At 59.9% G+C, this 12,483-nt stretch carries 12 protein-coding genes; all 12 read left to right on the plus strand.

Annotated features, from left to right (window positions below):
* Positions 1 to 29: 29 nt before the first annotated feature.
* The 12 genes from ACZ47E_RS00110 to ACZ47E_RS00165 all read left to right on the plus strand — a co-directional run bounded on the left by ACZ47E_RS00110 (position 30) and on the right by ACZ47E_RS00165 (position 12,483).
* On the plus strand, positions 30 to 2,858 hold the full coding sequence (locus ACZ47E_RS00110) for a [protein-PII] uridylyltransferase (RefSeq protein WP_142181958.1): 2,829 nt from the start codon (positions 30 to 32) through the stop codon (positions 2,856 to 2,858).
* 7 nt (positions 2,859 to 2,865) lie between these two features.
* Positions 2,866 to 4,455 carry a murein biosynthesis integral membrane protein MurJ gene (gene murJ / locus ACZ47E_RS00115; RefSeq protein WP_004439581.1) on the plus strand — a complete coding sequence of 530 codons (1,590 nt, stop codon included), beginning with the start codon at positions 2,866 to 2,868 and terminating at the stop codon, positions 4,453 to 4,455.
* Complete coding sequence (locus tag ACZ47E_RS00120) at positions 4,455 to 4,859, plus strand: VOC family protein (protein ID WP_278067179.1); 405 nt, start codon at positions 4,455 to 4,457, stop codon at positions 4,857 to 4,859. The genes murJ and ACZ47E_RS00120 overlap by 1 nt, the downstream gene beginning before the upstream one ends.
* Before the next feature lie 103 nt (positions 4,860 to 4,962).
* Positions 4,963 to 6,027 carry a tryptophan--tRNA ligase gene (gene trpS, locus ACZ47E_RS00125; protein WP_004439588.1) on the plus strand — a complete coding sequence of 355 codons (1,065 nt, stop codon included), beginning with the start codon at positions 4,963 to 4,965 and terminating at the stop codon, positions 6,025 to 6,027.
* Between the two features lie 113 nt (positions 6,028 to 6,140).
* Entirely contained in the window at positions 6,141 to 6,632 is a 492-nt protein-coding gene (locus ACZ47E_RS00130; RefSeq protein WP_278067180.1) for a universal stress protein, read from the plus strand.
* 144 nt (positions 6,633 to 6,776) lie between these two features.
* Positions 6,777 to 7,340 (plus strand): NifU family protein, encoded by a 564-nt coding sequence (locus ACZ47E_RS00135; protein WP_006698903.1) that lies wholly within the window; start codon positions 6,777 to 6,779, stop codon positions 7,338 to 7,340.
* Positions 7,341 to 7,357: 17 nt separating this feature from the next.
* Entirely contained in the window at positions 7,358 to 8,026 is a 669-nt protein-coding gene (tsaB, locus tag ACZ47E_RS00140) for a tRNA (adenosine(37)-N6)-threonylcarbamoyltransferase complex dimerization subunit type 1 TsaB (protein ID WP_174150621.1), read from the plus strand.
* A 43-nt stretch (positions 8,027 to 8,069) separates the two neighbouring features.
* Complete coding sequence (locus ACZ47E_RS00145; protein WP_006698905.1) at positions 8,070 to 8,564, plus strand: GNAT family N-acetyltransferase; 495 nt, start codon at positions 8,070 to 8,072, stop codon at positions 8,562 to 8,564.
* 64 nt (positions 8,565 to 8,628) lie between these two features.
* Positions 8,629 to 9,057, plus strand: coding sequence for a Fur family transcriptional regulator (locus ACZ47E_RS00150; RefSeq protein ID WP_004439602.1), 429 nt, complete (start codon positions 8,629 to 8,631; stop codon positions 9,055 to 9,057).
* 30 nt (positions 9,058 to 9,087) lie between these two features.
* Positions 9,088 to 9,885 carry a lyso-ornithine lipid O-acyltransferase gene (olsA, locus tag ACZ47E_RS00155; RefSeq protein WP_045532949.1) on the plus strand — a complete coding sequence of 266 codons (798 nt, stop codon included), beginning with the start codon at positions 9,088 to 9,090 and terminating at the stop codon, positions 9,883 to 9,885.
* Positions 9,886 to 9,947: 62 nt separating this feature from the next.
* Positions 9,948 to 11,387 (plus strand): tRNA (N6-isopentenyl adenosine(37)-C2)-methylthiotransferase MiaB, encoded by a 1,440-nt coding sequence (miaB, locus tag ACZ47E_RS00160; RefSeq protein WP_022555517.1) that lies wholly within the window; start codon positions 9,948 to 9,950, stop codon positions 11,385 to 11,387.
* 40 nt (positions 11,388 to 11,427) lie between these two features.
* Complete coding sequence (locus ACZ47E_RS00165; protein WP_004439610.1) at positions 11,428 to 12,483, plus strand: PhoH family protein; 1,056 nt, start codon at positions 11,428 to 11,430, stop codon at positions 12,481 to 12,483.

The following is a 12,483-nucleotide window of genomic DNA, read 5'->3' on the forward strand; positions in this document are numbered from 1 at the left end:
TTTCCCACAGGACATGGATAACGGCATAGATGGCCATCAAGGACCTGGATTTTTCCGACATTCTCGATGTATCGGCGCTGAAGCGAGACTGCGACGTCATCTTCAAGGAAGACGGCAAACGCATCGCCGATATCAAGTCCGATTTACTGCCGATCTTCCGCAAGGCCAGTACGGAAGGCCGGGAAAAGGCCAGGGAACTGCTCAAAGCCGATGGCAGCGGTATTGATTGCGCCCGTCGCATCTCCTGGCTGCAGGATCGGCTGATCGAAACGCTCTATGATCTCTCCTGCCAATACGTCTATCCGAAAGATGCGCCGCAGATCGCTGTCGCCGCGGTTGGCGGTTATGGACGCGGCACGCTGGCGCCGGGATCGGATATCGACCTCCTGTTCCTGCTTCCCACCAAGAACACGCCTGACATGCACAAGGCCGTGGAGTTCGTTCTCTATCTCCTCTGGGATCTCGGCTTCAAGGTCGGCCACGCCACCCGCACCGTGGATGAATGCATTCGGCTTTCCAAATCCGACATGACGATCCGCACCGCTATTTTGGAAGTGCGGGCGATCTGCGGCAAGAAATCCCTGATCGACGATCTCGAAAAACGCTTCGAGTCAGAAGTCGTCACCGGAACTGGCCCGGAATTCATCGCCGCCAAGCTCGCCGAGCGTGACCAGCGCCACCGCAAGGCCGGCGATACGCGTTATCTGGTGGAGCCGAACGTCAAGGAAGGCAAGGGCGGCTTGCGTGACCTGCACACGCTGTTCTGGATTGCCAAATATTATTATCACGTTCGCGACACGGCCGATCTGGTGAAGCTCGGCGTTTTGTCGCGGTCAGAACTGAAACTGTTCGAAAAGGCGGATGATTTTCTCTGGGCCGTCCGTTGCCAGATGCATTTCATCACCGGCAAGGCGGAAGAACGCCTTTCCTTCGATATTCAGCGCGAAATTGCCGATGCGCTGAACTATCAGCCGCGCCCCGGCCTTTCCGCCGTCGAGCGCTTCATGAAGCACTATTTCCTCGTGGCGAAGGATGTCGGCGATCTGACCCGCATCGTCTGCGCCGGGCTGGAAGACAGGCAGGCGAAGGACGTGCCGGGCCTTTCCGGCGTGCTCAGCCGCTTCGCCCACCGCGTTCGCAAGATTCCGGGTTCCGTGGAATTCGTCGAGGACCGGGGGCGCATCGCGCTCGCGAAACCCGACGTCTTCAAGAACGACCCGGTCAATCTCATCCGGCTCTTCCATATCGCCGATATCAACAATCTCGAACTGCACCCCGATGCCTTGCGCGTGGTCACCCGTTCGCTTTCGCTCATCAATGACGAGCTGCGGGAAAACGAGGAAGCAAACCGGCTTTTCCTGTCGATCCTCACCTCGCGGCGCGATCCGGCGCTGACATTACGGCGCATGAACGAGGCCGGCGTGCTCGGCAAATTCATCCCCGAATTCGGCAAGATCGTCGCGATGATGCAGTTCAACATGTATCATCATTACACGGTCGATGAGCATCTCATTCGTTCCGTCGGCGTGCTGTCGGAAGTGGATAAGGGAACGGCTGTCGATGCCCATCCGCTCGCCAATCAGTTGATGCCCGGCGTCGAGGAACGCGAGGCGCTTTATGTGGCGGTACTGCTGCACGATGTCGCCAAGGGCCGGCAGGAAGATCATTCGATCGCCGGTGCCCGCGTCGCCCGCAAGCTCTGCCAGCGCTTCCGTCTCACCGGCAAGCAGACCGAAACCGTCGTTTGGCTTATCGAGCAGCATCTTCTGATGTCCATGGTTGCCCAGACGCGCGACCTGCACGACCGCAAGACCATCACCGATTTTGCCGACAAGGTGCAATCCATGGAGCGGCTGAAGATGCTGCTCATCCTGACCGTCTGCGATATCAGGGCTGTCGGTCCGGGTGTGTGGAACGGCTGGAAAGGACAGCTGCTGCGCTCGCTCTATTATGAGACGGAACTGCTTCTCTCCGGCGGTTTCTCGGAAGTTTCGCGCAAGGAGCGCGCACAGATTGCCCGGCAGGCGCTCTACGACGCCCTTGATGACTGGGGCCAGAAGGCGCGGCGCAAATACACCAAGCTGCATTACGAGCCTTATCTCCTGACGGTGGCGCTGGAAGATCAGGTGCGACACACCCGCTTCATCCGCGAGGCGGACAAGCAGGAAAAGGCGCTCTCGACCATGGTGCGCACCCATTCCTTCCACGCCATCACGGAAATCACCGTTCTGGCGCCCGACCATCCGCGCCTGCTTTCGATCATAACCGGCGCCTGCGCCGCGGCCGGCGCCAACATTGCCGATGCGCAGATTTTCACCACCTCAGACGGGCGGGCGCTCGATACGATCCTCATCAACCGCGAATTTCCGATCGACGAGGACGAGACGCGGCGCGGCAACAATGTCGGCAAACTGATTGAGGAAGTTCTCTCCGGCAAGCAGCGCCTGCCGGAAATGATCGCCACCCGCACCAAGAGCCGGAAGAAAAAGAGCGCCTTCACCATTCCGCCTTCGGTGACGATCTCGAATGGCTTGTCCAACAAGTTCACCGTGATCGAGGTCGAGTGCCTCGACCGGCCGGGGCTTCTGGCCGACATGACGGCTGTCATCGCCGACCTGTCACTCGACATTCACTCCGCCCGCATCACGACATTTGGTGAAAAAGTCATCGATACCTTCTACGTCACTGATCTCTTCGGTCAGAAGGTGACGAACGACAACCGGCAGGCCAGCATCGCGCAACGTTTGAAGGCGGTCATGAGCGAGCAGGAAGACGAATTGCGCGACCGCATGCCAAACGGCATCATCGCCCATCCAGACGTGGCGGCGCTGCCGGCCGCGCGCACGGCAAAGGCTTGAAAGTCCCATGAGTCTCATCGGCAAGTTCGCCACAGTCGGCACAGCCACGCTCGGCAGCCGCATCTTCGGCTTCCTGCGCGAAACGCTGATGGCAGCCGCCGTCGGCACCGGGCCGGTGGCGGATGCTTTCAACGCCGCTTTCCGCTTTCCCAATACCTTCCGGCGGCTTTTCGCCGAGGGTGCATTCAACTCTGCCTTCGTGCCGCTTTTCGCCAAGGAAATCGAAGCGAATGGCATGGAAGGCGCAAGGCGCTTTTCGGAAGAGGTCTTCGGCGTCCTGTTCACGGTGCTGCTGGCCTTGACGATCCTGATGGAACTGTCGATGCCTTTCATCGTGCGCACGGTGATTGCTCCCGGTTTCGTCGATGACCCGGTGAAGTTCGAAAACACCATCCACCTTGCCACCATCATGTTCCCCTATCTCGCCTGCATGTCGCTGGCGGCGATGATGGGCGGCATGCTGAACTCTCTGCACCGTTATTTTGCGGCTGCGATTGCTCCCGTCTTCCTCAACATCATTCTCATCGGTGTGCTCGCGCTGGCATGGTGGAAAAATTACGATCCGCTTCAGGTCGGTTACGCGCTCTCATGGGGCGTTATGGTGGCAGGTCTTGTGCAGCTCGCCATCGTCTGGATTGCGGTGCGCAATGCCGGCATGCGCATTGGTTTCCGCAGACCACGGCTGACCAAGAACGTGCAGCGTCTTCTGGTCCTTGCCCTGCCGGCAGCCATCACCGGCGGCATTACCCAGATCAATCTGCTTATCAACACCAACATCGCTTCCGGCGGCGAAGGCGTTATATCCTCGCTTGCCTATGCGGACCGAATCTATCAACTGCCGCTCGGCGTCGTCGGCATTGCTGTTGCCACGGTGCTCCTGCCGGAACTGGCGCGGGCGCTGCGCGGCGGCCATATGGTGGAGGCCGGAAGCCTGCAGAACCGCTCGGTCGAGTTCGTGCTGTTCCTGACCCTGCCCGCTGCGGCCGCTCTTCTCGTCATGGCCGAACCCATCGTTCGTTTCCTTTACGAGCGCGGCAATTTCTCGCCCTCGGCCACCTTCACCGTTGCGCAAATTCTTGGCATCTACGGTCTGGGCCTGCCGGCTTTCGTGCTCATCAAGGCCTTCATTCCCGGTTTTTTCGCGCGCGAGGATACTCGTACGCCAATGATTTTCGCGGCGATTTCGGTTGTCGTGAATGTCTCGCTGGCACTCACGCTCTTCCCGCGCCTCGGCGGTCCCGGCATTGCCATTGCCGAAATCACCGCCGGCTGGGTGAATGCCGCCCTGCTGTTCGGCATGCTTTTGTGGCGCGGTCACTGGCACCTGGATATTCCGCTACTCACCCGTATCCCGCGCCTGCTCCTGGCTGCGGCACTGATGGCCGTATTTGTGCATTATGCGCTGACGTGGCTGACCTTCGAGCTGTCTTCCGCCTCGTCCATTTTCGTGCGGGCCGGCACGATCATGGGCCTCGTCTTTGCCGCCATGCTGGTTTATTTCGTCCTGGCTTTCGTGTCTGGAGGTGCCGACATCGGCATGGTGAAGCGAGCCGTCCGCAAGCGCGGAAAAAAGAACGTCGAGACGGAGGCTGGCTGATGTCCTTTGCTGAAAACCGCCGCATCGCCCTCGTTACCCTCATGGTTGATGATTACGATCGGGCGAAGACGTTTTATTGCGATGTTCTCGGCTTCGAGTGCCTCTCCGATCAGCCACTGGACGACGGCAAGAGGTGGCTGGTGGTCAAGCCGCGGGGCGCTGACGGTGGCGCCCTTCTGCTCGCCGAGGCCGATGGTGAAGAGCAGCGCCTTGCCATCGGCAACCAGACCGGCGGCCGTGTCGGATTTTTCCTGCACACCGACAATTTTCAACGCGATTATGAGACGATGCTTGCCCGCGGCGTGCGCTTTCTGGAACAGCCTCGCCATGAGGTTTACGGTTCCGTTGCGGTCTTTGTCGATCCCTATGGAAATCGTTGGGATCTTCTGGAGCCGCGCGGCTGACAGGCCCTGAAAGCGCTTGATTGCGAGGGGCTGCGGGTGCATAAGCGCGCGTGCAATTCCAATCACGGGGCGGGGCCCTCCACAAGCCTTTTCGAGGACGACAATGAACGCATTCAAGCCGCTGGTTTTCTCGGGCGTCCAGCCGACCGGCAATCTGCATCTCGGCAATTATCTCGGCGCGATCCGCAAATTCGTGGCGCTGCAGGAAGATAATGATTGCATCTATTGCGTCGTCGACATGCACGCCATCACCGCCCAGCTCGTTCACTCGGACCTGAAGGCGCAGACCCGCTCTATCGCGGCCGCCTTCATCGCCTCGGGCATTGATCCGGTGAAGCATATCGTCTTCAACCAGTCGGCCGTGCCGCAGCATGCGGAACTGGCCTGGGTGTTCAACTGCGTGGCGCGCATCGGCTGGATGGAGCGCATGACGCAGTTCAAGGACAAGTCCGGCAAGAATGCCGAACAGGTGTCGCTCGGCCTCCTTGCGTATCCGAGCCTGATGGCTGCCGACATTCTCGTTTATCGTGCCACCCATGTTCCTGTTGGTGACGACCAGAAACAGCATCTGGAACTCGCCCGCGACATCGCCCAGAAATTCAACATCGATTTCAGCGACCATATCCGCAAGGCGGGCCTCGGGCTCGATATAACGGTCGGCGATGAGCCGGTACACGCCTATTTCCCGATGGTGGAGCCGTTGATCGGCGGTCCGGCCCCGCGCGTGATGTCGTTGAAGGACGGCACCAAGAAGATGTCGAAGTCCGACCCGTCCGATCTGTCGCGCATCAACCTGATGGATGATGTCGATGCCATCTCGAAGAAGATCAAGAAGGCAAAGACCGATCCTGATGCGCTGCCGAGCGAAGTGGAAGGCCTCAAAGGTCGCCCCGAGGCCGACAACCTCGTTGGCATCTATGCCGCGCTTTCCGACAAGACGAAGGCCGACGTTCTTTCCGAATTTGGCGGACAACAGTTCTCGGCTTTCAAGCCGGCCCTGGTCGAGCTCGCGGTGAATGTGCTGGCCCCCGTCAACAATGAGATGCGCCGCCTTCTCGATGACCCGACCCATATCGACGCCATCCTCAAGCAGGGCGGCGAACGGGCGGGCGCCATTGCCGAAAAGACAATGAACGAGGTGCGCGACATCATCGGCTTCCTGCGCTGACAGGTCGCTGCTGCTCGAATGCGTCGGGCGGTTTGCGCCTGTCGTGATTTGATATAATCTCCGCCCGAACCGTCGGGCGGTTTACGGATCACGGCGGACCTAGGGAGTGCAGAATGGTTTCAAAACGGCTGTCGCGTCTGGAAGGGCATCGTCGCAAGTTTCTTGCAGTTATCGATGACACGCCGGAATGCGAGAGGGCCGTGCACTATGCCGGTCGTCGCGCCAAGAACTCCAATGGCGGGCTGGTGCTGCTTTACATGATCCCGGAAGGCGATTTCCAGCAGTGGCTTGGCGTCGAGCAGATCATGCGGGCCGAGGCGCGCGAGGAGGCGGAAGCCACGCTTGCCAAGATCGCCCAGAAGGTGCGCGAGACGATCGGCATCGAGCCGGACGCGGTGATCCGCGAAGGCAGCGCCACCGAGCAGATCCACGGGCTGATCGAGGAAGACCGCGATATCGCCATTCTCGTTCTGGCGGCGGGATCGACGAAGGAAGGTCCGGGACCGCTCGTTTCCTCCATCGCCGGGCGAGGGGCAGCCTTCCCGATCCCCGTCACCGTGTTGCCGGATACTTTGTCCGATGAGGAAATCGACGCTCTCTGCTGATCCGGTTTCGGGCGAGATTCAGGGTCTGACGATTTCTTGAATGTAATTATCATGTCAGGGCTTGAAGTGTAGCTTCGCCGGGCGTATTTTTTGGAAGAATTCTAAATTGCGGGGCGTGAACGGCGACCTCGAAGGAGACAGACGATGTTCATTCAGACGGAAGCCACGCCGAACCCGACAACGCTGAAGTTCTTGCCGGGCAAGGTCGTGCTCGAAAGCGGAACGGTGGAGTTCCTCAACCCGTCGCAGGCCCAGGCTTCGCCGCTGGCAGAGCGCCTCTTCATGATACCGGGTGTGACCGGCGTTTATTTCGGTTTCGATTTCATCACCGTCACCAAGGACGGCGCGGAATGGCAGCACCTGAAGCCCGCCATTCTGGGCGCGATCATGGAACACTTCATGTCCGGACGCCCGATCATGGGCACTGCCATTGCGGCCGAAGTATCGGATGAGGAAGGCGAGTTCTTCGAAGAGGGTGATGAAACCATCGTCGCCACCATCAAGGAACTGCTGGAAACCCGCGTCCGTCCCGCCGTGGCGCAGGACGGCGGCGACATCACCTTCCGCGGCTTCCGCGACGGCACGGTGTTCCTGAACATGAAGGGCGCGTGCTCGGGCTGCCCATCCTCCACCGCCACGCTGAAGCATGGTGTTCAGAATCTGCTTCGCCATTTCGTGCCGGAAGTGCGCGAAGTCGAAGCGGTATAATGCTGTAAAGCCAGATCATGATTGTTCTCGCACTCGACACCGCAGGTGTGGATTGTTCCGCCTGTATCTATGACAGCACCTCGGACAGGGTGCTTGGAGAAGTCTGCGAAACAATTGGAAAGGGCCATGCCGAAAGGCTTATGGCCGTGATCGATGGAGGCTTGGAGCAGGCGCAACTGTCGCTGCGGAATGTCGGGCGTATTGCCGTGACCATCGGCCCCGGGTCCTTCACGGGCATCCGGGTCGGTGTTGCCGCGGCGCGCGGTTTCGCCCTGTCGCTCGGCGTCGAGGCCGTCGGCGTCACCACGCTTGAAACGCTCGCCCTGCATCATCTGCTGCAAAACCCCGACCGGCCAGTGGCGGTCGGTCTGGATGCCAAGCGTGGCGAAACCTATCTCCAGACATTCGGCATGGACGGATTACCACTCAACGAGGCGGCGCTTCTGTCTCTGGATGACGCCAAGAGTGTTCTTTCCGGTTTTAATGGTTCCGTCATCGGCTCCGCCGCGCCGCTGTTTGCAGGAGAGGAAAGCGGGTCCGGGCCGGACCACTTTCCGATTGCCTCCGTTGCCCGTGCTGGCGCGTGCAAGCCGGAAGGGCAGCCGAAACCGGCACCGCTTTATCTGCGTGGGCCGGATGCCCGGCCACAAACCGGTTTTGCGCTGGCACGTCAGGACGTTGCCTGATACGGCATGCATGAGTGCATGTTTCTGATTCTCGATTCCTGTTATGTTTGACGAATATCTAAGCTGGAAGCCCTATTTCGAGATCGTGCCGATGCAGCATGAGGATTGCGCCGCGGTTGCGGAACTGCATGCGCTGCGCTTTCCGCGCCCGTGGAACGACGGGGAGTTTTCGGGACTGCTGACGCAGGGATCGGTTTTCGGTGCCGTTGCCCGGCAGACAAACGCCTTTTTCAGCAAGCCGCTCGGTGGATTCGTGCTGGCGAGGGAAGTGGCGGGCGAGGCGGAAATCCTGACCGTGGCCGTTGCCGACAAGTTCGCACGTGCGGGTCTCGGCTGGCGTTTGATGCAGTCGGCCATCCGCGAGGCGATGATGCGCGGCGCAGAGACCATGTTCCTTGAAGTTGATAATAACAACGCGTCCGCTCTGGGTCTTTACAGGAAGCTCGGGTTCAAAACCGTCGCGGAACGCAAAGCCTATTACACCGCCAAGGATGGAACGAAGTCGACGGCGCTTGTCATGCGCCGCGATCTTCGCTAGTTCCCTGCGACAGGCATTTTTTCGGCGAAAGCCGCAAACCGGAATTCTCAAAAGGCCATAAGACGTGACAGACCTTTCGAAAACGCTGGAGGAGCTTTGTGCCGAACGCGGTATGCGGATGACCGACCAACGCCGTGTCATCGCCCGCGTCCTTCAGGAATCGGCCGACCATCCAGATGTCGAGGAGCTTTACCGCCGTTCCTCCGCCGTGGACCCGCGCATCTCGATTTCCACCGTCTATAGAACGGTGAAGCTGTTCGAGGATGCCGGCATCATCGAGCGTCACGATTTTCGCGACGGCCGTTCACGCTACGAGACCGTGCCTGAAGAGCATCACGATCACCTGATCGACCTGAAGAATGGCGTCGTCATTGAATTTCACTCGGCCGAGATCGAAGCTCTGCAGGAGAAGATCGCCCGCGAACACGGCTTCAGGCTCGTGGATCACCGGCTGGAACTTTACGGCGTGCCATTGAAGCCTGGCGAACACTGAGACGCCGGTGAACAAGCGGGCGTTCCCATCATGATGTGGCTGCGGACAGCCTATATTGCGGTCGTACTCCTGATCGTCACGCTTGTTTTGCTGCCGCTTCAACTGCTGGGCCTTGCCTTCGACTGGCGGCTCCGCCGCCGCATTCCCCGCGTCTGGCATCGTATCGCCTGCCATGTTCTCGGCATACGCGTGCATGTCCACGGGGAAGTGGAGCGGGCAAAGCCGTTAATGCTCGCGGTCAATCACGCCTCATGGAAAGACATCCTCGTTTTGGGCAGCATTGCCGACGTGGTGTTCATCGCCAAGACCGAGGTGCGCGACTGGCCGGTTTTCGGCTGGCTCGCGCGGCTGCAGAAAAGCATCTTCGTTCAACGCGAGCAGAAACGCAGCACCGGCATGCAGGTGAGCGAGATCGCCAGCCGCATGGCCGATGGCGAGATCGTTGTCCTCTTTCCCGAAGGAACCACCTCGGACGGAAACCGCATGCTGGCCGTCAAATCCTCGCTCTTCGGTGCGGCGTCCACCGCCGCAGAACAGGTACCGGGCAAGCTTGTTTATGTCCAGCCGGTCGCCATCGCCTATACGCGGCTGCATGGCATGGCGATGGGGCGCTACCATCGCGTCATCGCCGCCTGGCCGGGCAGCATCACGCTCGTGCCGCATCTGCTCGGCATCATCAAAGCGGGCGCCATCGATGTCGACGTGACATTTGGGGACAGCGTCCCGTTCCACAGCACCGACAACCGCAAGCGACTGGCGACCGATATCGCCGCCTCCATCCGCTCAATGCTGGCCTTCAGCCTGCGCGGCGGCTGGCGGAATTCGTGAGATCGTAGCTTTTCCGGCATTTTTCTGTTTAATCTGGCCGTGAAAAACACTAGATAGCCGCCATGACCCAGGAAACGCTTGGCCTTGACGCCCCACCCATGATCGCCCGCGAGGGTTCGAACAGCCAGCCCGCATCCATCGCGCGCGATGGGGCAAACAGCAGAAAGGTCTTCATCAAGACTTATGGCTGTCAGATGAACGTCTACGATTCCGTCCGCATGAGCGATGCGCTGGCGAAGGACGGTTATGTTCAGACGGAGGATATGGGCGAGGCGGACCTGGTTCTGCTGAATACCTGTCACATTCGCGAAAAGGCGGCGGAAAAGGTCTACTCCGCGCTTGGCCGCCTGCGGGACATGAAAAAGTCGCGCGAAGAGCAGGGTCGGGAATTCATGATCGGCGTTGCCGGCTGCGTGGCGCAGGCGGAAGGCGAGGAAATCCTTCGCCGGGCGCCCGCCGTGGATGTCGTTATCGGCCCGCAGACCTATCACCGCCTGCCGGAAGCACTGAAACGGGTACGTGGAGGCGAGCGCGTCATCGAGACCGAATACGCGGTTGAGGACAAGTTCGAACACCTGCCGGTTGCCGAGAAATCCACGCTGCGAACGCGTGGTGTTACGGCTTTTTTGACCGTGCAGGAAGGTTGCGACAAGTTCTGTACCTTCTGTGTCGTGCCCTATACGCGCGGTTCGGAGGTTTCCCGTCCCGTGCGCCAGATTGTTGATGAGGCGATGAAGCTTGTCGATGCCGGCGTGCGTGAGATCACGCTGCTCGGCCAGAACGTCAACGCCTGGCAGGGCGAAGGCCCGAAGGGCGAAAAATGGGGCCTTGCCGAACTGCTTTACCGGCTGGCGGAAATTCCGGGCCTTGCGAGGCTTCGCTACACCACCAGCCATCCGCGCGACATGGACGATCGCCTGATCGGCGCCCATCGCGACCTGCGCATCCTGATGCCTTATCTGCATCTGCCGGTTCAGTCCGGTTCGGACCGAATTCTGAAAGCGATGAACCGTCGCCATACGGGCGAGGAATACATCCAGCTTATTGAAAAAATCCGCGCCGCCCGCCCTGATATTGCCATGTCTGGAGACTTTATTGTCGGTTTCCCCGGCGAGACGGATCGCGATTTCGAAGATACGATGGCGATGGTCGAAACGGTGAAGTACGCGCAGGCCTTCTCGTTCAAATACTCCACCCGTCCCGGCACGCCGGGGGCCGACCTCACGGACCAGGTTGCGGAAGACGTGAAGGCCGAGCGGCTGGAAAGATTGCAGGCTCTCTTGCTGCGGCAACAGAAGGAATTTGCGGAGTCGCTGGTCGGAAAGACCATGGATGTGCTGCTGGAAAAGCCCGGCCGCATGACTGAGCAGTTGATAGGTCGTTCTCCGTGGCTGCAATCCGTGAATCTTGATGCAAAGACTTTGAAAATCGGTGACATTGTTAATGTACGAATCACCGCAACGGGTCCAAACAGCTTGTTTGCCGAGGTGGCAGAGAGTTAGAGTGGGGAGCCGACACTGATTGGGACAGGAGCCTGACCGCTTGAACGCACACGAATTGGTATCAAATTCATCGCGCCAGCCACGCCAAGCCGCGACCGACGCCAATCACTTCGTCCTCACGTTCGAGAATAACAGGATAGCGGGAGAGCTATTCGGTCAGTTCGATCAGAACCTGAAGCTTCTGGAGCAGCGCCTCAATATCGACGCTCGTCCGCGTGGAAATTCAGTCGCCATCACCGGCGATGTGGTCTCCACCAATCAGGCCCGCCGCGCGCTTGATTTCCTTTACGAGCGTTTGCTGAAGGGTGGCGCCGTCGAGCTTTCTGACGTCGAGGGGGCGATCCGCATGGCCGTCGCAGCGGACGACCAGCTGACGCTGCCGACCATGGAGCGCAAGGCGAAGATTTCCATGGCGCAGATTTCCACGCGCAAGAAAACCATTTCGGCGCGGACGCCCACGCAGGACGTCTATATGCGCGCCTTGGAACAATCCGAACTCGTTTTCGGTGTTGGCCCCGCCGGCACGGGCAAGACCTATCTGGCCGTGGCGCATGCCGCGCAGCTGCTGGAGCGTGGCGCGGTCGATCGCATCATCCTTTCGCGTCCCGCCGTTGAAGCGGGTGAGCGTCTGGGCTTCCTGCCTGGTGACATGAAGGAAAAGGTCGATCCGTATCTCCGCCCGCTTTATGACGCGCTGTATGACATGATGCCCGGTGATAAGGTGGAGCGCGCCATTCAGGCAGGCGTCATCGAAATTGCACCTCTGGCTTTCATGCGCGGCCGCACGCTTGCCAATGCCGCCGTCATTCTGGACGAAGCCCAGAATACGACGACGATGCAGATGAAAATGTTCCTGACGCGCCTTGGCGAAAACGGTCGCATGATTGTGACCGGCGACCCAAGCCAGGTGGACTTGCCGCGCGGCGTGAAGTCTGGCCTCGTGGAAGCCCTGCAGATCCTCACGGATGTGGAAGGCGTGTCCGTTGTGCGGTTCAAGGATGTGGACGTTGTCCGTCACCCGATGGTGGCGCGCATTGTCCGGGCCTATGAATCCCATACGGCTGTGCCGGATGAGAGCCTGCTGAAGGGCGACTGA

The sequence above is a fragment of the Agrobacterium sp. 5Ca39 genome, from assembly GCF_055382365.1.

Bases quoted from the DNA above. Each gene is read 5' to 3' on its own strand.
- ACZ47E_RS00110 (WP_142181958.1), top strand. From the start codon at position 30: ATGGCCATCAAGGACCTGGATTTTTCCGACATTCTCGATGTATCGGCG.
- murJ (WP_004439581.1), top strand. From the start codon at position 2,866: ATGAGTCTCATCGGCAAGTTCGCCACAGTCGGCACAGCCACGCTCGGC.
- ACZ47E_RS00120 (WP_278067179.1), top strand. From the start codon at position 4,455: ATGTCCTTTGCTGAAAACCGCCGCATCGCCCTCGTTACCCTCATGGTT.
- trpS (WP_004439588.1), top strand. From the start codon at position 4,963: ATGAACGCATTCAAGCCGCTGGTTTTCTCGGGCGTCCAGCCGACCGGC.
- ACZ47E_RS00130 (WP_278067180.1), top strand. From the start codon at position 6,141: ATGGTTTCAAAACGGCTGTCGCGTCTGGAAGGGCATCGTCGCAAGTTT.
- ACZ47E_RS00135 (WP_006698903.1), top strand. From the start codon at position 6,777: ATGTTCATTCAGACGGAAGCCACGCCGAACCCGACAACGCTGAAGTTC.
- tsaB (WP_174150621.1), top strand. From the start codon at position 7,358: ATGATTGTTCTCGCACTCGACACCGCAGGTGTGGATTGTTCCGCCTGT.
- ACZ47E_RS00145 (WP_006698905.1), top strand. From the start codon at position 8,070: ATGTTTGACGAATATCTAAGCTGGAAGCCCTATTTCGAGATCGTGCCG.
- olsA (WP_045532949.1), top strand. From the start codon at position 9,088: ATGATGTGGCTGCGGACAGCCTATATTGCGGTCGTACTCCTGATCGTC.
- miaB (WP_022555517.1), top strand. From the start codon at position 9,948: ATGACCCAGGAAACGCTTGGCCTTGACGCCCCACCCATGATCGCCCGC.